The 22916-nt window shown below is 71.2% G+C and carries 21 protein-coding genes; 14 read left to right on the plus strand and 7 right to left on the minus strand.

Translation table 11 applies throughout. The annotated features are described in order from the left end of the window. Nucleotides 1-446: 446 nt before the first annotated feature. A complete protein-coding gene (locus tag ACIBCM_RS02635) occupies nucleotides 447-1136 on the minus strand; it encodes a hypothetical protein (protein WP_399239329.1) in 690 nt (229 codons plus the stop codon). A gap of 454 nt (nucleotides 1137-1590) precedes the next feature. On the opposite strand from ACIBCM_RS02635, the gene ACIBCM_RS02640 reads away from it, so the two are divergent. Then, the gene (locus ACIBCM_RS02640) at nucleotides 1591-2112 is read left to right on the plus strand and encodes a hypothetical protein (RefSeq protein ID WP_399239331.1); all 522 of its coding nucleotides are present in this window, start codon (nucleotides 1591-1593) and stop codon (nucleotides 2110-2112) included. A gap of 61 nt (nucleotides 2113-2173) precedes the next feature. Here the strand turns inward: ACIBCM_RS02640 and ACIBCM_RS02645 are convergent, their stop codons facing one another. After that, entirely contained in the window at nucleotides 2174-3541 is a 1368-nt protein-coding gene (locus tag ACIBCM_RS02645) for a DUF2252 domain-containing protein (protein ID WP_399239333.1), read from the minus strand. Between the two features lie 193 nt (nucleotides 3542-3734). On the opposite strand from ACIBCM_RS02645, the gene dnaE reads away from it, so the two are divergent. After that, a complete protein-coding gene (dnaE, locus tag ACIBCM_RS02650; protein ID WP_399239335.1) occupies nucleotides 3735-7274 on the plus strand; it encodes a DNA polymerase III subunit alpha in 3540 nt (1179 codons plus the stop codon). 74 nt (nucleotides 7275-7348) lie between these two features. On the opposite strand, the gene ACIBCM_RS02655 is transcribed toward dnaE, so the two are convergent. Next, entirely contained in the window at nucleotides 7349-7525 is a 177-nt protein-coding gene (locus ACIBCM_RS02655; protein ID WP_399239337.1) for a hypothetical protein, read from the minus strand. Between the two features lie 438 nt (nucleotides 7526-7963). Between ACIBCM_RS02655 and ACIBCM_RS02660 the strand changes: the two genes are divergently transcribed. From ACIBCM_RS02660 to ACIBCM_RS02675, 4 genes are all read left to right on the plus strand, one after another. Further along, entirely contained in the window at nucleotides 7964-9214 is a 1251-nt protein-coding gene (locus ACIBCM_RS02660; RefSeq protein WP_399239339.1) for an NYN domain-containing protein, read from the plus strand. A 71-nt stretch (nucleotides 9215-9285) separates the two neighbouring features. Further along, the gene (locus ACIBCM_RS02665; protein ID WP_399239827.1) at nucleotides 9286-10260 is read left to right on the plus strand and encodes an ABC transporter ATP-binding protein; all 975 of its coding nucleotides are present in this window, start codon (nucleotides 9286-9288) and stop codon (nucleotides 10258-10260) included. Continuing rightward, a complete protein-coding gene (locus tag ACIBCM_RS02670; RefSeq protein WP_399239341.1) occupies nucleotides 10257-11084 on the plus strand; it encodes an ABC transporter permease in 828 nt (275 codons plus the stop codon). The genes ACIBCM_RS02665 and ACIBCM_RS02670 overlap by 4 nt, the downstream gene beginning before the upstream one ends. 34 nt (nucleotides 11085-11118) lie before the next feature. Beyond that, the gene (locus tag ACIBCM_RS02675; protein WP_399239343.1) at nucleotides 11119-11808 is read left to right on the plus strand and encodes an ABC transporter permease; all 690 of its coding nucleotides are present in this window, start codon (nucleotides 11119-11121) and stop codon (nucleotides 11806-11808) included. 771 nt (nucleotides 11809-12579) lie between these two features. On the opposite strand, the gene ybaK is transcribed toward ACIBCM_RS02675, so the two are convergent. From ybaK to ACIBCM_RS02695, 4 genes are all read right to left on the minus strand, one after another. Continuing rightward, nucleotides 12580-13077, minus strand: a complete 498-nt coding sequence (gene ybaK, locus ACIBCM_RS02680; protein ID WP_399239345.1) for a Cys-tRNA(Pro) deacylase — start codon at nucleotides 13075-13077, stop codon at nucleotides 12580-12582. Nucleotides 13078-13103: 26 nt separating this feature from the next. Next, nucleotides 13104-13844, minus strand: a complete 741-nt coding sequence (locus ACIBCM_RS02685) for an LON peptidase substrate-binding domain-containing protein (RefSeq protein ID WP_399239347.1) — start codon at nucleotides 13842-13844, stop codon at nucleotides 13104-13106. 11 nt (nucleotides 13845-13855) lie between these two features. Next, the gene (locus ACIBCM_RS02690; RefSeq protein WP_399239349.1) at nucleotides 13856-14902 is read right to left on the minus strand and encodes a hypothetical protein; all 1047 of its coding nucleotides are present in this window, start codon (nucleotides 14900-14902) and stop codon (nucleotides 13856-13858) included. 354 nt (nucleotides 14903-15256) lie between these two features. Then, nucleotides 15257-16801, minus strand: a complete 1545-nt coding sequence (locus ACIBCM_RS02695) for an oxidoreductase (protein WP_399239829.1) — start codon at nucleotides 16799-16801, stop codon at nucleotides 15257-15259. A gap of 226 nt (nucleotides 16802-17027) precedes the next feature. Here ACIBCM_RS02695 and hisD point away from each other — a divergent pair, with 226 nt between their 5' ends. The 8 genes from hisD (at nucleotide 17028) to hisF (ending at nucleotide 22909) form a co-directional block, all read left to right on the plus strand. After that, on the plus strand, nucleotides 17028-18413 hold the full coding sequence (gene hisD / locus ACIBCM_RS02700; protein ID WP_399239351.1) for a histidinol dehydrogenase: 1386 nt from the start codon (nucleotides 17028-17030) through the stop codon (nucleotides 18411-18413). A 104-nt stretch (nucleotides 18414-18517) separates the two neighbouring features. Further along, nucleotides 18518-19624, plus strand: a complete 1107-nt coding sequence (locus tag ACIBCM_RS02705; RefSeq protein ID WP_399239831.1) for a histidinol-phosphate transaminase — start codon at nucleotides 18518-18520, stop codon at nucleotides 19622-19624. Further along, nucleotides 19621-20214: an imidazoleglycerol-phosphate dehydratase HisB gene (hisB, locus tag ACIBCM_RS02710; RefSeq protein WP_399239353.1), complete on the plus strand. Its 594-nt coding sequence runs from the start codon at nucleotides 19621-19623 to the stop codon at nucleotides 20212-20214. Before ACIBCM_RS02705 ends, hisB begins: the two co-directional genes overlap by 4 nt. Beyond that, on the plus strand, nucleotides 20211-20375 hold the full coding sequence (locus tag ACIBCM_RS02715; protein WP_399239355.1) for a hypothetical protein: 165 nt from the start codon (nucleotides 20211-20213) through the stop codon (nucleotides 20373-20375). Before hisB ends, ACIBCM_RS02715 begins: the two co-directional genes overlap by 4 nt. Further along, complete coding sequence (gene hisH, locus ACIBCM_RS02720) at nucleotides 20372-21013, plus strand: imidazole glycerol phosphate synthase subunit HisH (protein WP_399239357.1); 642 nt, start codon at nucleotides 20372-20374, stop codon at nucleotides 21011-21013. The genes ACIBCM_RS02715 and hisH overlap by 4 nt, the downstream gene beginning before the upstream one ends. Continuing rightward, entirely contained in the window at nucleotides 21010-21735 is a 726-nt protein-coding gene (gene priA / locus ACIBCM_RS02725; RefSeq protein WP_399239359.1) for a bifunctional 1-(5-phosphoribosyl)-5-((5-phosphoribosylamino)methylideneamino)imidazole-4-carboxamide isomerase/phosphoribosylanthranilate isomerase PriA, read from the plus strand. The genes hisH and priA overlap by 4 nt, the downstream gene beginning before the upstream one ends. Further along, the gene (locus ACIBCM_RS02730; RefSeq protein ID WP_399239361.1) at nucleotides 21732-22157 is read left to right on the plus strand and encodes a Rid family hydrolase; all 426 of its coding nucleotides are present in this window, start codon (nucleotides 21732-21734) and stop codon (nucleotides 22155-22157) included. Before priA ends, ACIBCM_RS02730 begins: the two co-directional genes overlap by 4 nt. Then, on the plus strand, nucleotides 22154-22909 hold the full coding sequence (gene hisF, locus ACIBCM_RS02735) for an imidazole glycerol phosphate synthase subunit HisF (RefSeq protein WP_399239363.1): 756 nt from the start codon (nucleotides 22154-22156) through the stop codon (nucleotides 22907-22909). Before ACIBCM_RS02730 ends, hisF begins: the two co-directional genes overlap by 4 nt. The last annotated feature ends 7 nt before the right edge of the window (nucleotides 22910-22916 follow it).

Raw genomic sequence — 22916 nt, forward strand, 5'->3', positions numbered from 1 at the left:
CGGGGAGATACGGAAAATGGGGGATAACTAGATGAAGAGGGCTGAAGAGGGCTGGGGAGGGTGGCGCGGACCGCCATGAGGTGCCGGATGGAGCCATGGGCGGCCCGATCCGGTCCGGTTCCGGTGCCTGCTTCCCGGCGCCCGAGGCCGCCGTCGGCCGCTCAGCGGCCGGTGCGGGCCGTACGGGGGCCGGTGCACCGCAGGGCTTCTCGGACCGGGCGGCTCCGGTATGCGGAGGACCGCGGCACCCGGACGGCTCGGGCCGCCCGGGAGGCTCAGAGGACCGGGGCCGACCCCGTGGTCAGCAGAGACGATCAGGGGGCCGGTGGCCGGAACCCCCGTGGCCGGGGACCGTACCGGACGCTCCCGCTCCGTCGCTCAGGACCAAGCAGGACTGATCAGAGCCGATCGGGACCGTTCGGGCACCGCTCGGCCGCATCGGCCGCTCAGGCGCACAGGGCGAAGTCCGCGCCGGAGCGCGGGGGACCCCGGCGGCCGAGGGCGTGGACCAGCAGGAGCGCCCGGGAGGCGGTGTGGCGCGGCGCGGAACGCACCACGCGCCGGACCGGCCGGTGCGCCACGACCGCGGCGACCGCCAGCAGCAGCGGCCGGAAGGCGAACGCGCCCACCGTCCGCACCAGACTCGCGAGCGCGGCCTCCCCGTGCCTCAGCCAGACCGCGGCGAGCAGCCCGACCGAGACATGAGCGGCCAGCAGCACCCACGGCGACGCGGGGTCGGCCGGGTGCAGCAGCGCCGCCGCGGCGTCCTCGGCACCCGCGACCCCCGGCAGGCCGCCGCCGACACTGCCGCCGCACAGCACATCGAGCCCGAGGGCTCGGAGTGAGCCGGTGACCGGGCCGCCGCCGGGGCCGTAGCAGACGTCCTGGCTCCCGTTGAAGACCGTGTCGGCGGCCAGCTCCAGCGGGACCAGCAGGCCCGCGATCCGCCAGTACCCGCGCTCACGGCCCGAGAGGGCGTATGCGAGAGCGAAGACGACGGCACAGAGCCCGGCCACCGTTACCCACGGCAGCGGGGCTCCGGAGAGCAGCACATGGGACGCGGCGGACAGCGTCACGACCAGTGCCGTGAAGACCGCCGCCCGCAGCGCCCTGAGCTGCATTCCCGAAACGTCCATTGTCTGCGAGTGTGCCATGGCTTCCTGAGAGGAGCCTGAGAGCGCTCCCGGCCGGCCGGGAAGCGGAGAAGGCTCTCGTCGGAGAAGCCGGAGATCAACTGGATAGACTTCTCGCGACCAGTCGGCCGGCAGGGAGCAGCCCGTGACCCAGCGGATCTATCGTGTGCGCGCCGACGAGGCACAGGTCGACGGTGCCGGAACGCCACCGCGGCCGGACAGCGCCCGGGCAGTGGGACGGGTGTTCTGGGATTTCCCGGAGGCGGAGCTGTCCGATCTCCCGGTCCTGCGGAGATGGCTCCGGGAGCACGGGGTCACCGACGTCTACGAATCCGGTCAGCCGGCACCGCTCGGGCCACTGCCCGGAGACCGGGAACCGTATCGAATCTGTTCGCGCGTCTGGACTCCGTGGAAGGGACCCGAGCTGACCCGATTGGATCCCTGCGGGGGGTGCGGATTGAACATCACAACCGTCGCAGCCCCCACAGAGATCACCGCCGACCAGATCGACAACGTCCTGGAGAAGCTCGCCGAGGCGCCCCTGTGCTTTCTGCCCGCTCCGTGTTGTCACGTCGCCCGCCCGGACTTCGTCGAGGCGGTGCGGTCGGCGGGCCTGCACCAGGGACTGGTGACCCGCTCTCTGGACGACCGCGGCCGCGCGCTGCTCATCTGGTCGGACGTTTCGATGGGCGGACCGCTGTACCCGTACGGACCGACTCCCTGTGCGGTGTGCGGCCGAGCGGCACGCGCCGCCGGAGACCGGCGGCAGTTCGCCTGGCCGGACTACGCGTGGCAACTCATCTTCGAGCCCCCGCCCGCTCACTGGTCCTGGAACACCGTCCACGGGCAGCAGGCACCGCTCGTCTCACAGGCGGTCGCTGATCTGCTCGAGGAGATCGATCCGGCGATCGCCTTCTTCCCACAGGGAACGCCGGACGTCCCGGGCGCCTTTCTGCCGGAGCAGTATCAGGGGACGTGATCACACGCCCGCCGCACGGTGTCCACGCCCCGGCAGAGCCCGATGCTCGGGCCCCCGGCCGCTACAGGCCCGGGATCCGGCCGTTGCGGAACAGGTCCACGAAGATCTGGTGGTCGATCCTCGCCCGGGTCCCGTAGCCGTGTGCGAAGTCCACCAGCAGATTCGCGAAGCCCTCACCGTCGTCGCCGTCCGCCGCGATCGCCGCGTCGATGGCGCGCTCCGTGGAGAACGGCACCAGTGAGTGGCCGCTCTCGTCGTCCGCGGCGCCGTGCATGGTGGCCGTCGCCCGGCCGAGATCCGCAACCACCGCCGCGATCTGGGCCGGGTCGTCGATGTCCGACCAGTCCAGGTCCACCGCGTACGGGGAGACCTCGGCCACCAGCTGACCGGCGCCGTCCAGCTCGGTCCAGCCCAGCCAGGGATCGGCGTGGTCCTGGAGGGCGCGCTGCGAGATCACCGTGCGGTGCCCCTCGTGGTGGAAGTAGCCCCGCACGGCCGGATCGTCGATATGGCGGGAGACCGCGGGGGTCTGCGCCTGCTTCATATAGATCACGACGTCGTTCTCCAGGGCGTCGCTGTTGCCCTCCAGCAGGATGTTGTACGAGGGCAGTCCCGCGGAGCCGATACCGATCCCGCGCCTGCCGACGACATCCTTCACCCGGTAGGAGTCAGGCCTGGTCAGGCTGGAATCGGGCAGCGTCTCCAGATAGCCGTCGAAGGCGGCCAGCACCTTGTACCGGGTCGCCGCGTCCAGTTCGAGGGAGCCGCCGCCCGGGGCGAAACGCCGCTCGAAGTCGCGGATCTCGGTCATCGAGTCCAGCAGCGAGAACCGGGTGAGCGAGCGCGCGTCGCGCAGGGCGTCCAGCAGGGGGCCCTCGGCGGTGTCCAGGGTGAAGGGGGGCACCTCCTCGTGCTTGGCGCCCGTCGCCAGATCGTGGATGCGCTCGCGGTAGGCGGCGGCGTAGATCCGCACCAGGTCGCTGATCTGCTCGTCGCTGAACGCCTTGGTGTAGCCGATCAGCGCCAGCGAGGCCGCGAGCCGCTTCAGATCCCAGGTGAAGGGGCCGACATAGGCCTCGTCGAAGTCGTTGACGTTGAAGATCAGCCGGCCGTTGGCGTCCATGTACGTGCCGAAGTTCTCCGCGTGGAGATCGCCGTGGATCCACACCCTGCTGGTGCGCTCGTCCAGATAGGAGCCGTGCCGGATCGCGCCGTCGCCACGCCCGGCGTGCTCCTGCTCCAGATCCCCGTAGAAGAGGCAGGCCGTGCCCCGGTAGAAGGCGAACGCCGAGGCCGCCATCTTCCGGAACTTGACCCGGAAGGCGGCCGGATCGGCGGCCAGGAGCTCACCGAAGGAGGCCTGGAAGACGGCGAGGATCTGCTCGCCGCGCTCATCGGCCGAGACCTCGGCGGGGTGCGGTACCGGCATCGCTGGGTGCCTCCTGGTGCAGGGCGGAACGACGGGCCCCGGCCGACCGCCGGGGGAGGGTGCTTCGCCCCCTCCAACGCTCGACCGTACCGATGAGTGCCCCCGCGGCTGTCGGTGGGGAGTCGTAGACTTCGGGGCTGTCCCCCCAGACGGTCCGCCGCCCGTCACCGCCCGTTCTCTGGAGGCCCCCGCCGTGACCAAGCCGCCGTTCACGCATCTGCATGTGCACACCCAGTACTCGATGCTGGACGGTGCCGCGCGGCTCAAGGACATGTTCGACGCGTGCAACGAGATGGGCATGACCCATATCGCCATGTCCGACCACGGCAACCTTCACGGCGCGTACGACTTCTTCCACACGGCGAAGAAGGCCGGAGTCACCCCGATCATCGGGATCGAGGCGTATGTCGCCCCGGAGTCGCGGCGCAACAAGCGCAGGATCCAGTGGGGCCAGCCGCACCAGAAGCGGGACGACGTCTCGGCGAGTGGCGCGTACACCCATCTGACGATGTGGAGCGTGAACAAGACGGGTCTCCACAACCTCTTCAGGCTCTCCTCGGACTCGTACGCCGAGGGCTGGCTGACGAAGTGGCCCCGGATGGACAAGGAGACCATCTCCCAGTGGTCCGAGGGCATCGTCGCCTCCACCGGCTGCCCCTCCGGTGAGGTCCAGACCCGGCTGCGTCTGGGCCAGTTCGACGAGGCCCTGAAGGCGGCCGCCGACTACCAGGACATCTTCGGCAAGGACAAGTTCTTCCTGGAGCTGATGGAGCACGGCCTGGAGATCGAGCACCGGGTCCGCGACGGTCTGCTGGACATCGGGCGGAAGCTCGGCATCCCGCCGCTGGTCACCAATGACTCGCACTACACGTACGCGCACGAGGCGAACGCGCACGACGCGCTGCTGTGCATCCAGACCGGCAAGAACCTCTCCGACCCGAACCGCTTCAAACTGGACGGCGGGGGCTATTACCTGAAGTCCGCGGACGAGATGTACGGGATCGACTCGTCGGACACCTGGCAGGAGGGGTGCCGGAACACCCTCCTGGTCGCCGAGATGGTCGACACTACCGGGATGTTCACGGCACAGAACCTCATGCCGAGGTTCGAGATCCCGGACGGCTTCACCGAGGTCACCTGGTTCCAGGAGGAAGTCCGGGTCGGCATGAACCGCCGTTTCCCGTCAGGTGTGCCCGAGGACCGCCAGAAGCAGGCGGAGTACGAGATGGACGTCATCATCCAGATGGGGTTCCCGGGGTACTTCCTCGTCGTCGCCGACTTCATCATGTGGGCGAAGAACAACGGCATCGCGGTGGGCCCCGGCCGTGGTTCGGCGGCCGGTTCGATCGTCGCGTACGCGATGGGGATCACCGACCTCGACCCGATCGAGCACGGGCTGATCTTCGAGCGCTTCCTCAATCCCGAGCGTGTCTCCATGCCCGATGTCGACATCGACTTCGACGAGCGCAGGCGCGTCGAGGTGATCCGGTACGTGACCGAGAAGTACGGCGCCGACAAGGTCGCCATGATCGGCACCTACGGCAAGATCAAGGCGAAGAACGCCATCAAGGACTCCGCCCGCGTCCTCGGATACCCGTACGCGATGGGCGACCGGCTCACCAAGGCGATGCCCGCCGATGTGCTCGGCAAGGGAATCGATCTCTCCGGCATCACCGATCCCTCCCACCCCCGCTACAGCGAGGCCGGGGAGATCCGGGCGATGTACGAGAACGAGCCCGATGTGAAGAAGGTCATCGACACCGCCAAGGGAGTCGAGGGCCTGGTCCGGCAGATGGGCGTCCACGCCGCCGGCGTCATCATGTCCAGCGAGCCCATCGTCGACCACGCCCCCATCTGGGTCCGCCACACCGATGGTGTCACCATCACCCAGTGGGACTATCCGCAGTGCGAGTCGCTCGGCCTGCTGAAGATGGACTTCCTCGGTCTGCGCAACCTCACCATCATGGACGACGCCGTCAAAATGGTGAAGGCGAACAACGGCGTCGAGCTGGATCTCCTCTCGCTCCCCCTGGACGACCCCAAGACCTACGAACTGCTCTGCCGCGGTGACACTCTCGGCGTCTTCCAGTTCGACGGCGGGCCCATGCGGTCGCTGCTGCGGCTGATGAAGCCCGACAACTTCGAGGACATTTCCGCCGTATCGGCCCTCTACCGTCCGGGCCCGATGGGAATGAACTCCCATACGAACTACGCCCTGCGGAAGAACAAGCAGCAGGAGATCACCCCGATCCACCCCGAGCTGGAGGAGCCGCTCAAGGAGGTCCTGGACATCACCTACGGCCTGATCGTCTATCAGGAGCAGGTGCAGAAGGCCGCCCAGATCATCGCCGGATACTCACTGGGCGAAGCCGATATCCTCCGCCGCGTCATGGGCAAGAAGAAGCCCGAGGAGCTGGCGAAGAATTTCACCATCTTCCAGTCCGGAGCCCGTAAGAACAATTACTCGGACGAGGCCATCCAGGGCCTGTGGGACGTTCTGGTCCCCTTCGCCGGGTACGCCTTCAACAAGGCGCACTCCTCCGCGTACGGCCTGGTCACCTACTGGACCGCCTATCTGAAGGCGAATTACCCCGCCGAGTACATGGCGGCCCTGCTGACCTCGGTCAAGGACGACAAGGACAAGTCGGCGGTCTATCTCAACGAGTGCCGCCGTATGGGCATCAAGGTCCTGCCGCCCAATGTGAACGAATCCGAGTCGAACTTCGCCGCGCAGGGCGACGACGTCATTCTCTTCGGTCTCTCCGCCGTCCGTAACGTCGGTACCAACGTCGTGGAATCGATCATCCGCAGCCGCAAGGCGAAGGGGAAGTACTCCTCCTTCCCCGACTTCCTCGACAAGGTCGAGGCCGTCGTCTGCAACAAGCGGACCGTCGAGTCGCTGATCAAGGCGGGCGCCTTCGACGAGATGGGGCACACCCGCAAGGGGCTCGTCGCCCACCACGAACCCATGATCGACAATGTGGTGGCGGTCAAGCGCAAGGAGGCCGAGGGGCAGTTCGACCTCTTCGGCGGCATGGGCGACGAGGCCGGCGACGAGCCGGGCTTCGGGCTCGACGTCGAGTTCTCCGACCTGGAGTGGGACAAGTCGTATCTGCTCGCGCAGGAGCGCGAGATGCTCGGCCTCTATGTCTCCGACCACCCGCTCTTCGGTATCGAGCACGTCCTGTCCGACAAGTCGGACGCGTCGATCTCCCAGCTCACGGGCGGTGAGCACGCGGATGGCGCGGTGGTCACCATCGGCGGCATCATCTCCGGCCTCCAGCGCAAGATGACCAAGCAGGGCAACGCCTGGGCGATCGCGACCGTGGAGGATCTGGCCGGGTCCATCGAGTGCATGTTCTTCCCGGCGACCTATCAGCTGGTCTCCACCCAGCTCGTCGAGGACACGGTCGTCTTCGTCAAGGGCCGGCTCGACAAGCGCGAGGACGTGCCGCGGCTGGTGGCCATGGAGCTGATGGTCCCCGATCTCTCCTCCGCGGGCACCAACGCCCCGGTGGTCGTCACCATCCCCACGGTGAAGGTGACCCCGCCGATGGTCAGCAGGCTCGGGGAGATCCTCAGCCACCACAAGGGCAATACCGAGGTCCGGATCAAGCTCCAGGGGCCCCGGACCACCACCGTGCTGCGGCTCGACCGCCACCGTGTGCAGCCCGACCCCGCTCTCTTCGGCGATCTGAAGGTGCTGCTCGGCCCGTCCTGCCTGGCCGGCTGAGCCCGCCCGGCCACCGGCAAAGAGGGGCGCGCCCGTCTTCCGGGGCGCGCCCCTTCCGCGCGGATACGGCGCGATCAGTTGTGGCCGAAGCGCCGCTGGTGCTTACGGGCAACATCCGCCGGGCTGCCCTGGCCCTGCGACTGCGGGCGGGCCTGGGACTCATAGGCGGTGGACTTCGCCTGCTCGCTGCCGCGCTCCTGCTGGGGCGCGCGCTGCTGCTGGCTGCCCTTGCGGTTCTTGTTCTTGGCCATGGGGTGCCTCCATCGGGGTCTAGGGGCCAGGGCCGCGACCAGATTCACATACGCGACCAGATTCACATATAGGATGATGTGCCGCATTTTGGATCATTGCAGTGGGTAAAGGGCCCTTGTCAAGGGCCTGAATAAGGGTTTCGCCACGCCGATGATCGAGTTCCGGCCGTTAACCCTCACGAGGTCGGGCAGACTCGAAGGAAAGCCGGAACAATCCCCGGTCCCGCCCGCCCGTGCGGGTGCGGCCTCCGCCGAATGGCCACCGAGACGGCCTGGAACCCGAAAGAAGATCCGAGGACCCCGCAAGAACCCCGAAGGCCCTGAAAGACCCCGCAAGACCCCCGAAGAACCAGAAGATCCCCAAGATCCCGAAGACCTCGACAGCATCGAGAAGCCCGAGCATTCCCGAAGGGGTTTCCGAAAGAGTTTCGAAAGAGGGTGGAGCGCGTGGACCGCTGCGTTGTCCTGGTGGACGCCGGCTATCTCCTGGGCGCCGCCGCGAGCCTGCTCGCCGGGGAACCGGCGCGTTCCCGGATCACCGTCGACCACACCGCCCTCATCCAGGGCCTGCGCGAACTCGCCGAGGGGGATACGGAGCGCCCGCTGCTCCGTATCTACTGGTTCGACGGCGCACCCGACCGTGTTCCGCAGCCGGAGCACCGCAGGCTGCGGGTGATGCCCCGGGTGACCGTCCGGCTGGGCGCGCTGACCCGCAGCGACGGCCGCTGGGCACAGAAGGGCGTCGACGCGGCGATGCACGCCGAACTCACCGAGCTGGCCCGCAACCGCGCCTGCTCCGACGTCGTGCTGGTGACCGGGGACGGCGATCTGCTGCCCGGACTGATGTCCGCGAAGGAACACGGCGTCGCCGTCCACCTCTGGGCCGTCCAGGCCGCCGACGGCGACTACAACCAGTCCGAGGACCTCGTCGCAGAGGCCGATGAGCGCCGGGTGCTCGACCGCGCCTGGATCACCCGTGCCGTACGGGCCAAGGACCTCGGCGGAGTCTGCGCCCCGCCGCCCGTGCCGCGCCCCGAGATCGCGGCGATCCTCTCCGCCCCGCTGCCCGAGTCCGCGCTCGCCGCCTCCCAGGAGCGGGCCGCCGAGCCCGCGCGCAACGGTGCGCGGAACGCCCCCGCGCCGAACGGCGCCGAGGCCGGACCCGCGCCCGCCGCCGCGAAGGGCGTGCCCACCCCCAAGGACCTCGCGGGCCTGCGCGCGCCCGGCCCCCACCCCTCGCACCCCCAGCACCACCCCGCCGGCGCCACTCTGCGCTGGTCGTCCGACAAGGGCTGGATCGAGCGCCCCGGCGCGGGCGCGCTCGGCGAGCCGCCCGAGACGGCCTCCCTGCCCACCCTCGCCCAGCTCACCAGCGCCGAGCAGCGCTGGGCCGACCGCGAGGAGGACATCACCACCGTCGGCGGCGACCCCTTCGAGGTCGGTCAGGTCTTCGCCCGCCGCTGGATGGAACGGCAGCCGGAGAACGGCCACGTCCAGAAGCTGTCCACGATGTACCCGCGCATCCCGCACCGCATCGACGGGGAGCTGCTGCGGTACGCGGCACGATTCGGCCTCCTCGCGCACAAGGACGACCAGATCGACGAGCACGACCGCTATGCGATCCGGGCCGGATTCTGGCGCGAGATCGACGTCCGCGCGGCGGCCGAACACGCGCCGGCCGGGGAATAACGGGCCTTGGTAGGGCGCCCCGAGCGGGGCCCGGGACGGGCGACCCCGTACCCTCGTACCTCGTGAGTACGGTGTGCGTGGTGCGGCGGCTGGTGAAGACGTACCCTGCCGCGCGCGCCCGCCGGGGCGTTCCGGCCACTCCCGAGGTCCGCGCCACCGACGGCATCAGCCTGGAGGTCGAGGGCGGCGAGATCTACGGGCTCCTCGGCCCCAACGGCGCCGGCAAGTCCACCCTCGTACGCCAGTTGACCGGATTGATGCGGCCCGACGCGGGCGGCGTGGAAGTGCTCGGCCACGATCTCGTACGCCACCCGGAGCGCGCCTCGCGGCTCATCGGCTACCTCGGGCAGGAGTCCACGGCCCTCGACGAGCTCACCGTCGCCCTCGCCGCCGAGACCACCGGGCGGCTGCGCGGGCTGACCACCCGGGACGCGCGCGCCGAGCGGGACGCCGTACTGGAGGAGCTGGGACTCACCGGGCTGGCCGGACGCGCCCTCAAGAAGCTGTCCGGCGGCCAGCGGCGGCTCGCCTGTCTCGCGGCGACCCTCGTGGGGGAACGCCCGCTGCTCGTGCTCGACGAACCCACCACCGGAATGGACCCGGTCGCCCGCCGCGCCGTCTGGGCCGCGGTCGACCGGCGCCGTGCCGAGCGCGGAACGACCGTCGTCCTCGTCACCCACAACGTGATCGAGGCGGAGACCGTGCTCGACCGGGTCGCCGTGCTGGAACAGGGGCGCGTCATCGCCTGCGACACCCCCACCGGGCTCAAGGAACGGATCGCCGGTGAGGTCCGGGTCGAGCTGGTGTGGCGCGAACGCGCGCCGCTGGAGGTGCCCGAGGTCGCCGCGCTGCGCGCCAGCGCCGAGGAGTCCGGCCGCCGCTGGGTCCTCAGGCTCGCGCCGGACGAGGCGCGCGCGGCGGTCGCCGCGGTGACGGGCGGAGCGGCCTTCGCGGCGCTCGATGACTTCACGCTGGCGACGCCCAGCCTGGAGGACGTGTACTTGGCGCTCGGGGGGAACGCGATGAAGGGGCTGGTCAAAGCGTGAGCATCGTGCCCGCGGAGGCGGTGTCCGGGCGGACGGGGATCAAGGACCACGGCGCGGCGGCGGTTGCCGCCGCGCCTCTCGCACCGAGGGCCCGCCTGCTGCCGGCGCTCGGTGCCGTGTACCGCGCGCAGTTGTCACGGGCGAGGGTCGCCCGGATTCCGCTGCTGTTCGTGGCGACGTTCCAGTCGGTCGGGATCATGGTCCTGATGCGGGGGGTCGTCGACGGCGGCGCGGAGGCGAGGGCCGTCGTCGCCGGATCCTCGGTGCTGGTCGTCGCCTTCGTCGCGCTCAATCTGCTCGCCCAGTACTTCGGGCAGCTCCGGGGCAGTGGCGGCCTCGACCACTACGCGACGCTGCCGGTGCCGCCCGCGGCAGTCGTTCTCGGCGCGGCGGGGGCGTACGCGTCCTTCACCGTGCCCGGCACGGTCGTCACGGCCGTCACCGGCAGTGTGCTCTTCGGGCTGCCGCTGACGCATCTGTGGGTGCTCGCCGCCGTGATCCCCCTCTCCGGGGCGGCGCTCGCCGGGCTCGGCGCGGCCCTGGGACTCCTCGCGCCGCGCCAGGAAATCGCCACGCTGCTCGGGCAGTTGGGCATGTCCGCCGCCCTGCTGCTGGGGGTGCTGCCGGCCGCGCGGCTGCCGGAGCCGCTCTCGTACGCGCGTGATCTGCTGCCCTCCACCTACGGGGTCGAGGCCCTCGCCCGGACCTTCGGACCCCGCCCCGACTGGGCGGTCGTCGGCTTTGACCTGGCGGTCTGCGCGGTGGTGGGTGTCGTGTCGCTGACGATCGCCACCTGGGCGTACCGGAGGGCCGCGGTCCGATGAGGCGAGGTAGCGAGGCGCCTGGCACGATGGCGGAGTGACCGCACCGCTGACACCACCCCACCATCCGCACCGTTCGCAGGACGGCAACCCCTGGCAGGCGCCGCCGAACGGCCCGGTGCCGCCGTCGAACGGGTACGGCACGGGTGATGCTCCCGGCGCCCCCGCGGACGCCCAAGGCCCCGGCCTCCGGGCCGAGCTGCGGGACGGTGTGCTCGTGATGGTGGCCGTCGCGCTCCTCGGGATCGCGCTGGGCCTGCTCTGGGCGTGGCTGGCGCCCAAGGTGCCGCTGATCTCCGACGGCCAGGCGGTGTTCCTCAAGGACACGGAGGGCGAAGAGGCGATCGGCTCGGATGGAACGTTTGCCCTGCTGGGCATGGCCTTCGGCGTGGTTACCGCGGCGGGCGTCTTCTGGTTCCGCCGCAAGGGCGGGGTCGTCCTGGTGATCGCCCTGGCCCTCGGCGGACTGCTCGGCTCGGTGCTGGCCTGGCGTGCGGGCATGTGGTTCGGCCCCACGAGCGATGTGGTCGCCCATGCGAAGCAGGTGGGGGAGGGCGTGACGTTCGCCGCGCCCCTGAAGATGAAGGCGTACCCGGTGCTGCTGGCGTGGCCCCTCGCGGCGATGGTGAGCCATCTGGTCCTGACGGCGTTCTTCGGCCCGCGCGACCCGTCCCCTCCGCCGCCCGTGGGCTGGGACCCCTCTGTCTGGGACAAGCGGCCGGGCTGACGGGGTTGCGGTGCGCTTGGCGGGGGCGGGGGGCCTGGTGTGCGGGCTCCTGTCAGGTGCGGGTTGCTTGTCGGGGGCGCTGCCCCCGAGGCCCCTGCGCCTCAAACGCCGGCGGGGCTGGATTTGCGGGTGCCGCCGGCGGGGCTGGAATGTGCGGGTTCCCTGGCGGGGTGTGGGCTGCTTGGTGTGCGGGCTCCTGTCGGGTGCGGGTTGCTTGTCGGGGGCGCTGCCCCCGAGGCCCCCGCGCCTCAAACGCCGGCGGGGCTGGTTTTGGCCCCCCGGCAGGGTGGGATTTTCAGCCTGTCCGGCGTTTGAGGTGCGGGGCCGGGGCAGCGCCCCGCGAGCGGTCCGGGGCTGGTGAGGGCGCGTACACCGGGAGGTCGGGGCCGGGAAGGCACAGGCAGGAGGCCGGTTCTCGGAGAGGCGCGCACACCGAGGGGCCGCAGCAGGCGCGTACAGGGCAGGAAGCCGGGCCTGGCGGTGCGCCGGGAGTCCTTCCGAGCGGGCAGCGGAGAAGCTCGTACGCCGGGAGGGGCCGGGCCCGGGTGCGTTCGACAGGGGACCTGGGCGCAGGGTGACGGCCCCCGGGGCCCGGGCGGCGGGTGAGCTGGGCGGGCCCCGGGAACCGTGGCGTCAGGCCGGGCGGCGGCCGTGGTTCGCCTTACGGGTGCGCCACTTGCGCTTGCGGGTGCGTTTGGACATGGCGACAGGTCCTTCCCTCGGGACATCCGTCCTACGGTCGTAGCCGAGGAAGGCCCACCCGTCGACCCCCTACGCGCGACCGATCGGCGCCAGCACCGCCGAGGTCAGCTCCGCGAGGTCCGAGGGCGAGAGTTCGACCTCCAGCCCCCTGCGCCCCGCCGAGACGCAGATTGTGGCGTGGTCCGCGGCCGACGCGTCCAGGACGGTCCGCAGGCGCCTGCGCTGGCCGAGGGGCGAGATACCGCCCCTTACGTATCCCGTGGTGCGCTCCGCCGCCGCCGGATCCGCCATCGCCGCCCGCTTGCCGCCCACCGCCGACGCCAGCGCCTTGAGATCGAGCTGGCCCGCCACCGGCACCACGGCGACGGTGAGTTCGCCGTCCACATCGGCGACGAGGGTCTTGAAGACCCGGCCGGCCGGGACGCCGAGCGCCTCCGCGGCCTCCTCGCCGTACGACGCCGACGCCGGGTCGTGCTCGTAGGCGTGCACCGTGAACTCCGTGCCCGCCGCCGTCAGCGCGTTCACCGCCGGGGTGCCCCCCGCGGCCTTTCTGGCCTTCTTCGCCACTCCACCGGCTCCTGTTCAGCGGTACGTCAGTTGGGGCTCGTCGGTGCCCGGGTGAGATCGATCGCGGGCAGCGACGGGAGATGCCGGATCACCGCGGTCTCCGCCCGCAGCAGGGTCAGTTCCTCGCGCAGCCGCTCCGCCGTGCTCCCGGCCTCCAGCAGCCGCTGCTTGGCGGGGGTGTCGAGGACCGCCGCCGCGGCGACCAGATAGGAGACGACCGAGGGCTCGTCCGGCAGATCCGCGCCCGACGACAGCGACCGCTCCCGCGCGCCCGCCAGCCGCTTCTGGTAGCTGCGGAACGCCCTCAGCACCCCTTCGGCCAGGACGCCCGCGCCTTCCCCGGTCTCCTCGGGGAGTTCCTCCAGCTCGGTCGTCAGGAAGGGCCCGCTCGCGTCGACGGAGAGCAGTCTGACCCGCGTCGTGCCGGTGGCGAGGACCTCGAAACTGCCGTCCTCCCGCTCCCGGATCGTCGCCGCGTCGGCGATACAGCCCACCGTGTGGAACGCCCGGGCGGGGTCGTCGCCGAAGCCCGCCGCCGCCCCGCGTTCGGGCTGCGCGGTCCGGTCCGGCAGGCCGGGCGCGGTCGGCGCGACCTCGTGGCCGTCGCGGATGGCGACCACCGCGAACCGGCGCGGCTCGGACTCGTCCGTCTTCAACAGCTCGCGCATCATGGCGCGATAGCGCTCCTCGAAGACGTTCAGGGGCAGTACGAGCCCTGGGAAGAGCACCGAGTTCAGCGGAAAGAGCGGGAGTCGTGCGGTGGTCACAACGGACAAGCCTAATGGTCCCGTGCCCCGCCGCGTCCGGCCCGGGTCCGCGGAGGCGCCATGGCCGCCAGTTCCAGCCGTACACCGTCGCGTACGGCGAGGAAGCGGCCGAGCGGATCGTCCGAGAAATACGTCCACGGGAACGAGGTCGCGTACGGCCCGATCAGCCGGAACTGCTCCAGCGCCGCCTCCCAGCGCCCGCGTCCGACCAGCACGGACGCCGTCAGGTTCCGTACCTCGGCGAGCCAGGGGTCGCCCGGGGCGTAGTCGGCGGAGAGCCGGATCGCGAGATCGGCCGCCGTGTCGATGCGGTCGTCCTGGACGGAGGTGGTCCGGGCGGAGCCGCTGTCCGCGCTCAGCAGCCGGGCGAACGCCGCCCGGACCGGCAGGGCCTGGACCAGCGAGCCCGGCAGCGCGTCCGCCGCCGCCTTCTCGGCGAAGTCGAAGCACTCACGGTGTGAGCCGTACCACTGGGCGGACAGATAGCGCAGGGCCGCGACATGGCAGCCGTAGTGGTGCGAGGAGCGGCGTACCGCCTGTTCCCACAGGGACTCGAAGGCGGTGTGCGTGGCGTGGGTGCCGCGGGCGTGGTCCAGCGCGATCCGCCAGGGCACCGGGTCACCGGGGGCGCCCTGGGCCGCCGCGTCGATCAGCGGACCGATCTCCCGCAGCCGTTCGCCGCGCGCCGGGGAGGCCCATGCCCTGCGGACCTCAAGCTCGGCCTTGACGACGAGGGCGTCCGGGTCGCGGGGCACCGCCCGGAGCCAGTGCGTCAGCCAGTCGTCACGGGCGTATGCGAAGGAGGCGAGCCGTGTGACATAACGGTCCCGGCTCTCCCACTCGGCCGCTCCGCGTGTGCTCGCCAGCATCTTGGCGGCCGGTTCCCACTCCCCGAGCGCCGCGGCCACCAGGGTGGGCGCCATCCGCTCGTCGGGCGCGTCGAGGAGGACCGCCTCGTCGGGCGTCAGCCCCCAGGAGGCGTCGCCGGGCCGCGGCTCGGGGCGGATCATGCGCGCGGTGCGCATGAGGGCACGTAGCAATGACATGGTGCGGACCATTGAAAACCGCAGGTCGGAGCCGCGCCAGCGAATCACTGTGAAGCTTTGGTAGCGGCGGAATGGTTGTCCTGGCTCAGGCCAAGAGAACGTAAAGAAAGGGGTCCTTTGTGTGACGGCTGAGTCGCAGGGGTCAGTCCGGCACCGCCCGTCCCTCCGGTCACAGGGGTGGCGCGGCGCCCCGGATCCGTGGCCCGCCCCCGGCTCCCGGGCCCACCTCCGCCCCCTCACCCACCGGACAGCGGACCGGGCACCCCGGCTCCCGCGCCGAACCCTTCTCCCCGGATTCCGCGCCCGAGCCGGCACAGCCCGGCCCCCGCGCCCGGTTCCGTACGACGGCCCCGGCGACAGCCGTCCTCAGCCGCGCCGCAGCAGCCGTGACGCCCCCGCCGCCACCGTCGTCGCCAGGATCCATCCCATCAGCACCAGCCCCGCCGCCGCCCACTGCCAGGGGCCCTCCAGCCGCCAGTAGCCGTCCTGGCCGAGATTGATCACCGGGATCAGCAGATCCAGCGCGTACAGCGGCGCGTTCCACTCCGGGTACTCCTCCTTCTTGAGCGGAGCCGGCTCCACCCGCGCGAACGCCAGGGCGCCCGCCGCCCACAGGACCGCCATCCACAGGGCCGCCCGGCCCGGCCGGTAGCCGTACGCCACCGTCACGTCCTGGAGCAGGCCCCAGAGCTTGGCGGCCAGCGGCAGCGTCTCCCGGCGGCGCCGCTGCTTGGCGAGGAGCACCTCGCGCGCGTCCGCGTCCTCGCCGCTGTTGCGCAGGACGGTCGCCAGCCGTTCGTACGGCTCCGGGGAGTACTCCGGGGTCGCCGAGGCCACCCACTCCAGCCGGCGGCTCAGCGGAAACGCCTCGTACGGCACCAGGTTCTCGTACGCGAACCCGCTCATCGCGAGCCCGCCGGGACCCGGCCAGCTGGTGGGGAGGTCGATCAGGGTGACCACCTTCGCGCCGTTGAGCACGACCCGCCCCTCCTCGGGGCGCTCGGCGTTGAAGCGCAGCTCCGGGGTGACTATCCGGCGCAGCGACAGCTCCTCGCGGGCGCTCAGGACGAAGCGCGCCCGCTGGAGGTCCACCGCGTCCCCGAACCGTCCGTCGTCCAGGCGCACCCCTCCATAGCACTCGAACGGCTGAAAGCGGGTGCGGTGGCCGGTACCCGTGCCCTGGAGGACGCCGAACGGGGGAGTGGATCCCTGATTGCCGGTGGTCTCACTCACCCACGCACCGGTCATATAGAGCGTTCGTTCCACCGTGAGCTGGGGGGCGTTGAGCGCCCGGCGTTCGGGAGTACCCCGCAGCTTGCTGCCGCGCAGACTGAGGGAGACCCCGACCTTCGCACCCCGGAGGCTGAACTCCCCGTACGTCTGGATCAGTTCGGCCTGTAAATCCTGCGCGACCGACATACCGTCGGCGGCGATGGCCCGGCCCCGCCGGTCCGGCCGGACATGGATCTGGTTGATCAGCAGATCCGTGCCGATCTGGGCGTCCGTGAGCCGGATCCCGTGCTCGACCCGGCAGCGCGGCAGATGCAGATCGCCCTCGGTGCGCAGCCGGGCCGCCTCCAGCTTCGGGATCGCGCAGCTCACCATCCGCACGGTGGTGACATGCGCCTCCGGCATCAGGATCTCGCTGTCGAAGCGGCAGGCGTTCAGCTCCACATACGGCGCGACACTGCCGCCCGCCAGTTTGAGGGTGCCGGACAGCTGCACCCCGCGCAGTTTCAGCGCGGCGACCCGGCCCGGCCGGGGTGCGGGGCCGCTCAGCAGCAGCCGGGCGACGACGGAGGAGCGGACCCTGCGCTCGGGGCCCCAGGGGAGGGCCGAGAACGGATCGTTCCGCAGGGGATCGGGATCGCTGAGATCGAGCGTGCTCCCGTTTCTGAAGGCGTTCCACATGCGCTGCTCGGGCGGGCTCAGCCCGTCCGGAGGTCCGTCGTCCGACGGCTCGGGCACTGCCGCTTCCCCCGTTTCCTCGATGCCTGCAAGGGCTCGTACCCTCGTTCTTCCCGCTGAGTGACCGTGTGAACGCTAGTGGTCATCGGACCTGCGTGGAGGCCGGTTCCCCGTATCAGCCAGTGATACGGGGAACGGCCGCCGATCCGGGTCTGAGAGAATTGTGGTTGTGATCTCCCGAATCGATCTGCGCGGCGATGCCCTCCCCGAGGGGGCCGCTCTGCGCGACCTGCTGCCCCGTGCCGAGTTCGACGTGGAAGCCGCCCTGGAGAAGGTGCGGCCCATCTGCGAGGACGTGCACCATCGCGGCAACGAGGCGCTGATCGAGTACGCGCGCAGGTTCGACGGCGTCACCCTGGAGCGGATCCGGGTGCCCGCCACGGCGATCAAGGAAGCCCTGGAGCAGCTGGATCCCGCGGTCAGGGCCGCCCTGGAGGAGTCCATCCGGCGGGCCCGGATCGTGCACCGCGCCCAGCGCCGCGCCGAGCACACCACCGAGGTCGTCCCCGGCGGCACGGTCACCGAGAAGTGGGTCCCCGTCGAGCGCGTCGGTCTCTACGCGCCGGGCGGCCGCTCCGTCTACCCCTCCTCCGTGATCATGAATGTGGTCCCGGCGCAGGAGGCGGGCGTCGGCTCCATCGCGCTGGCCTCACCGCCGCAGAAGGACTTCGGCGGCCTCCCGCACCCGACGATCCTCGCCGCCTGCGCCCTCCTCGGCGTCGACGAGGTGTTCGCGGCCGGGGGCGCCCAGGCCGTCGCGATGTTCGCGTACGGCACCACGGGCCCCGACGGATGCCCGCCCGCCAATATGGTCACCGGCCCCGGCAATATCTGGGTCGCCGCCGCCAAGCGCTACTTCACCGGCCGGATCGGTATCGACACCGAGGCCGGACCGACCGAGATCGCGGTCCTCGCCGACTCCACGGCCGACCCCGTACACGTCGCCGCCGACCTCATCAGCCAGGCCGAGCACGACCCGCTGGCCGCCGCCGTCCTGGTCACCGACTCCGCGGAACTGGCGGACGCGGTCGACAAGGAGCTGGAGCCGCAGATCGCGGCCACCCGGCACGTCGAGGACCGGATCGTGCCCGCCCTGACCGGCAGGCAGTCCGCGATCGTCCTGGTCGACGGGATCGAGGAGGGCCTGCGGGTCGTCGACGCGTACGGCGCCGAGCACCTGGAGATCCAGACCGCGGGCGCCGCCGCCGTCGCCGCCCGGGTGCGGAACGCGGGCGCGGTCTTCGTCGGGCCCTGGTCCCCGGTGTCCCTCGGCGACTATCTCGCGGGCTCCAACCACGTACTGCCGACCGGCGGCTGCGCCTGCCACTCCTCGGGGCTCTCCGTCCAGTCCTTCCTGCGCGGGATCCACATCGTGGACTACACCCGTGAGGCCCTCGCCGAGGCGACGCCCCACGTGGTCACGCTCGCGGAGGCGGAGGACCTGCCCGCGCACGGGGCGGCGCTGACGGCGCGCTTCGCCGCGGACGGCGCGGCGGCCCCGCACACCTCGGAGGGACCGAACGGAACCAGCGCACGGAAGGCCCCCGGCACGTGAACGACCCGCTCGACGACAACCCGCTTGCCCGGGACGCGGAGGCCAACGGTCCGCTCGCCCCGGAGACGGGGTCCCAGGACCCGTCCGCCCAGGACTCGTTCGGCATCGACGACCTGCCCATCCGCGACGAGCTGCGCGGCAAGTCCCCCTACGGCGCGCCCCAGCTCGACGTCCCCGTACAGCTCAACACCAACGAGAACCCCTACCCGCTGCCCGAACCGCTCGTCGAGCGCATCGCCGAGCGGGTGCGGGAAGCCGCCCGCGGCCTCAACCGCTACCCCGACCGGGACGCGGTCGAACTGCGCACCGGCCTCGCCGCCTATCTGACCCGTACGGCCGGGCACACCGTGGGCGTACGGAACGTCTGGGCGGCCAACGGATCCAACGAGGTCCTCCAGCAGCTGCTCCAGGCCTTCGGCGGGCCCGGGCGCACGGCCATCGGCTTCGAGCCCTCGTACTCGATGCACGCGCTGATCTCCCGGGGCACCGGAACCGGCTGGATCTCCGGCCCCCGGGGCGAGGACTTCACCATCGACACGGCCGCCGCCGAGCGCGCCATCGCCGAGCACCGGCCCGATGTCGTCTTCATCACCTCGCCCAACAACCCCACGGGCACCGCCGTCGACGCCGCCACCGTCCTCGCGCTGTACGAGGCCGCCCAGGCCGCCGGGCCCTCGCTGGTGGTGGTGGACGAGGCGTATGTGGAGTTCAGCCACCGGCCCTCGCTGCTGCCGCTGATCGAGGGCCGCCCGCAGCTGGTGATCTCCCGGACCATGTCCAAGGCGTTCGGCGCGGCCGGGCTGCGCCTCGGCTATCTGGCCGCGCACCCGGCGGTGGTGGACGCGGTCCAGCTGGTCCGGCTGCCGTACCACCTGTCGGCCGTCACCCAGGCCACCGCGCTCGCCGCGCTGGAGCACACCGATACGCTGCTCGGGTACGTCGAGCAGCTGAAGACCGAGCGGGACCGCCTGGTCACCGAGCTGCGCGCCATCGGCTACGAGGTGACCGAGTCCGATGCCAACTTCGTGCAGTTCGGACGGTTCGAGGGAGAGGGCGCCGCGCACGAAGCCTGGCGGAGGATCCTCGGCCACGGCGTCCTGGTCCGGGACAACGGTGTGCCCGGCCGGCTGCGGGTCACCGCCGGGACCCCCGCCGAGAACGACGCGTTCCTCGACGCGGTACGTGAGTTGAAGAAGGAGCAGAGCGCATGAGCCGGGTAGGACGGGTCGAACGCACCACCAAGGAGACGTCCGTCGTCGTCGAGATCGATCTCGACGGCAGCGGAAAGGTCGATGTGTCGACCGGGGTCGGTTTCTACGACCACATGCTCGACCAGCTCGGCCGCCACGGTCTGTTCGACCTCACGGTGAAGACCGAGGGCGATCTCCACATCGACTCCCACCACACCATCGAGGACACCGCCCTCGCGCTCGGCGGCGCCTTCAAGCGCGCGCTCGGCGACAAGGTCGGCATCTACCGCTTCGGCAACTGCACCGTGCCCCTGGACGAGTCGCTCGCCCAGGTCACCGTGGACCTCTCCGGCCGCCCCTACCTCGTGCACAGCGAGCCGGAGAACATGGCCCCGATGATCGGCGCCTACGACACCACGATGACCCGGCACATCCTGGAGTCCTTCGTGGCCCAGGCCCAGATCGCGCTGCACGTCCACGTCCCGTACGGGCGCAACGCGCACCACATCGTGGAGTGCCAGTTCAAGGCGCTCGCGCGCGCCCTGCGCTATGCCAGCGAGCGCGACCCGCGTGCCGCCGGGATCCTGCCCTCCACGAAGGGCGCGCTGTGAACGGTCTGTCCACCATCCTGATCGTGGTCGGGCTGTTCTTCCTCGGCGGCGTCTACTCCTTCGCCAAGCAGGGGCTGCCCAAGGGCGTGGTCGTGCTGCTCTCCGTCGCCGCCGGCATGGCCCTGGTCGCCGGTGTGCTGCGGCTGGACGTGTGGTCATGAGCGCACCGAGGAAGGTCGTCGTCCTCGACTACGGATTCGGCAACGTCCGCTCCGCCGAGCGGGCGCTCGCCCGGGTCGGGGCCGAGGTCGAGATCACCCGCGACTTCGACGCGGCGATGAACGCGGACGGGCTGCTCGTCCCCGGCGTCGGCGCGTTCTCCGCCTGTATGAACGGGCTGCGCAAGGTCCGCGGCGAGTGGATCATCGGCCGCAGGCTCTCCGGCGGCCGGCCGGTCATGGGCATCTGCGTCGGTATGCAGATCCTGTTCGCCCGCGGCATCGAGCACGGTGTGGAGACCGAGGGGCTCGACGAGTGGCCCGGCACGGTCGGCCCGCTCAGGGCCCCCGTCGTCCCCCACATGGGCTGGAACACCGTGGAGGCCGCCGACGGCAGCCGCCTCTTCGCCGGGCTCGACGACAGCGCCCGGTACTACTTCGTACACTCCTACGCCGCCCACGACTGGGAGCTGGAGACCACCAACCCCGCCATCCGCGCGCCGCAGGTCACCTGGGCCACCCACGGTGAGCGCTTCGTCGCGGCCGTGGAGAACGGCGCCCTGTGGGCGACGCAGTTCCACCCCGAGAAGTCCGGCGACGCCGGCGCCCAGCTGCTGACCAACTGGATCGGAACACTGTGACCAAGCTCGAACTCCTCCCCGCCGTCGACGTCCGCGACGGCCAGGCCGTCCGTCTCGTCCACGGCGAGTCCGGTACGGAGACCTCCTACGGCTCCCCGCTGGAAGCCGCCCTCACCTGGCAGCGCGCGGGCGCCGAGTGGCTGCACCTGGTCGATCTGGACGCCGCCTTCGGCACCGGCGACAACCGCGAGCTGATCGCGGAGGTCACCTCCGCGATGGACATCAAGGTCGAGCTGTCCGGCGGTATCCGCGACGACGCCTCGCTCGCCGCCGCCCTCGCCACCGGCTGCACCCGGGTCAATCTGGGCACGGCCGCGCTGGAGACCCCCGAGTGGGTCGCCAAGATCATCGCCGAGCACGGGGACCGGATCGCCGTCGGCCTGGACGTGCGCGGTACGACCCTGCGGGGCCGGGGCTGGACCCGCGACGGCGGAGACCTCTACGAGACCCTCGCCCGCCTCGACTCCGAGGGCTGCGCGCGCTACGTCGTCACCGACATCGCCAAGGACGGCACGCTCCAGGGCCCCAATCTGGAGCTGCTGAAGAACGTCTGCGCCGCCACCGACAAGCCCGTCGTGGCCTCCGGCGGAGTCTCCTCGCTGGACGACCTCCGCGCGATCGCCTCGCTCGTCCCCCGGGGCGTGGAGGGCGCGATCGTCGGCAAGGCCCTGTACGCGAAGGCGTTCACCCTGGAGGAAGCGCTCGCGGCGGTGGCGGAATGACGGAACGTACGCAGGCGCAGGAGCCGGTGGGCGGCGTACGGCGGGTCGCGGGCGGCTCTCCGTGGGAGGACGTCTTCGGCTTCGCGCGGGCGGTCGCGGCGGGCGACCGGGTCGTCGTCGGCGGTACGACCTCCTTCGAGGGGGCCGTGCTGCACGGCGAGGGCGACCCCTATGAGCAGACCCGGGTGGCCATCGCCAACGCCCTGGCCGCCCTCGCCGAGCTGGGCGTCGGCGCCGAGTCGGTGATCCGGACCCGGCTGATCCTGACCCACGCCCGGGACGTGGATGCCGCCGGCCGCGCCCACCAGGAGGTGTTCGGCTCCATCCGTCCGGCGATGACGATGATGATCGTCTCCGGCTTCGTGGACCCGCGCATCCTGGTCGAGGTCGAGATGGAGGCATACCGGGGAGACGGGTCATGACGGTCGCCGTCAGGGTCATCCCCTGCCTGGACGTCGACAACGGCCGGGTCGTCAAGGGCGTCAATTTCCAGAATCTGCGCGACGCCGGCGACCCCGTCGAGATGGCGAAGCTGTACGACGCCGAGGGCGCCGACGAGCTGACGTTCCTCGACATCACCGCCTCGTCCGGCAACCGCGAGACGACGTACGACGTGGTCCGCCGCACCGCCGAGCAGGTCTTCATCCCGCTCACGGTCGGCGGCGGCGTCCGCTCGGCCGAGGACGTGGACCGGCTGCTGCGGGCGGGCGCGGACAAGGTGGGCGTCAACACGGCCGCCATCGCCCGCCCCGAGCTGATCCGCGAGATCGCCGAGCGCTTCGGGCGCCAGGTCCTGGTGCTCTCGGTGGACGCGCGCCGTACCCCGTCGGGCGGCTTCGAGGTCACCACGCACGGCGGCCGGAAGGGCACCGGGATCGACGCGGTCGAGTGGGCCCACCGGGCGGCCGAGCTGGGCGCGGGCGAGATCCTGCTGAACTCGATGGACGCCGACGGCACCAAGGACGGCTACGACACCGAGATGATCACGGCGGTACGGAAGCACGTCACCGTCCCCGTGATCGCGAGCGGCGGCGCGGGCCGGCTGGCGGACTTCCCTCCGGCCGTCGCGGCGGGCGCGGACGCGGTGCTCGCGGCCTCCGTGTTCCACTTCGGCGATCTGCGGATCTCCCAGGTCAAGGACACCCTCCGGGAGGCGGGCCACCCGGTTCGCTGAACGCGGC

Origin of the sequence: Streptomyces sp. NPDC051018 (assembly GCF_044456085.1) — a bacterium.
Lineage (GTDB): Bacteria > Actinomycetota > Actinomycetes > Streptomycetales > Streptomycetaceae > Streptomyces.

What these genes read in the sequence shown, in the direction of transcription:
- ACIBCM_RS02645 (WP_399239333.1), bottom strand. Translation starts at nt 3,541, where the DNA reads ATGCCGGTACCGCACCCCGCCGAGGTCTCGGCCGATGAGCGCGGCGAG.
- ACIBCM_RS02695 (WP_399239829.1), bottom strand. Translation starts at nt 16,801, where the DNA reads ATGTGGAACGCCTTCAGAAACGGGAGCACGCTCGATCTCAGCGATCCC.
- hisH (WP_399239357.1), top strand. Translation starts at nt 20,372, where the DNA reads ATGAGCGCACCGAGGAAGGTCGTCGTCCTCGACTACGGATTCGGCAAC.
- ACIBCM_RS02690 (WP_399239349.1), bottom strand. Translation starts at nt 14,902, where the DNA reads ATGGTCCGCACCATGTCATTGCTACGTGCCCTCATGCGCACCGCGCGC.
- ACIBCM_RS02730 (WP_399239361.1), top strand. Translation starts at nt 21,732, where the DNA reads ATGACGGAACGTACGCAGGCGCAGGAGCCGGTGGGCGGCGTACGGCGG.
- ACIBCM_RS02635 (WP_399239329.1), bottom strand. Translation starts at nt 1,136, where the DNA reads ATGGACGTTTCGGGAATGCAGCTCAGGGCGCTGCGGGCGGCGGTCTTC.
- hisF (WP_399239363.1), top strand. Translation starts at nt 22,154, where the DNA reads ATGACGGTCGCCGTCAGGGTCATCCCCTGCCTGGACGTCGACAACGGC.
- hisB (WP_399239353.1), top strand. Translation starts at nt 19,621, where the DNA reads ATGAGCCGGGTAGGACGGGTCGAACGCACCACCAAGGAGACGTCCGTC.
- ACIBCM_RS02655 (WP_399239337.1), bottom strand. Translation starts at nt 7,525, where the DNA reads ATGGCCAAGAACAAGAACCGCAAGGGCAGCCAGCAGCAGCGCGCGCCC.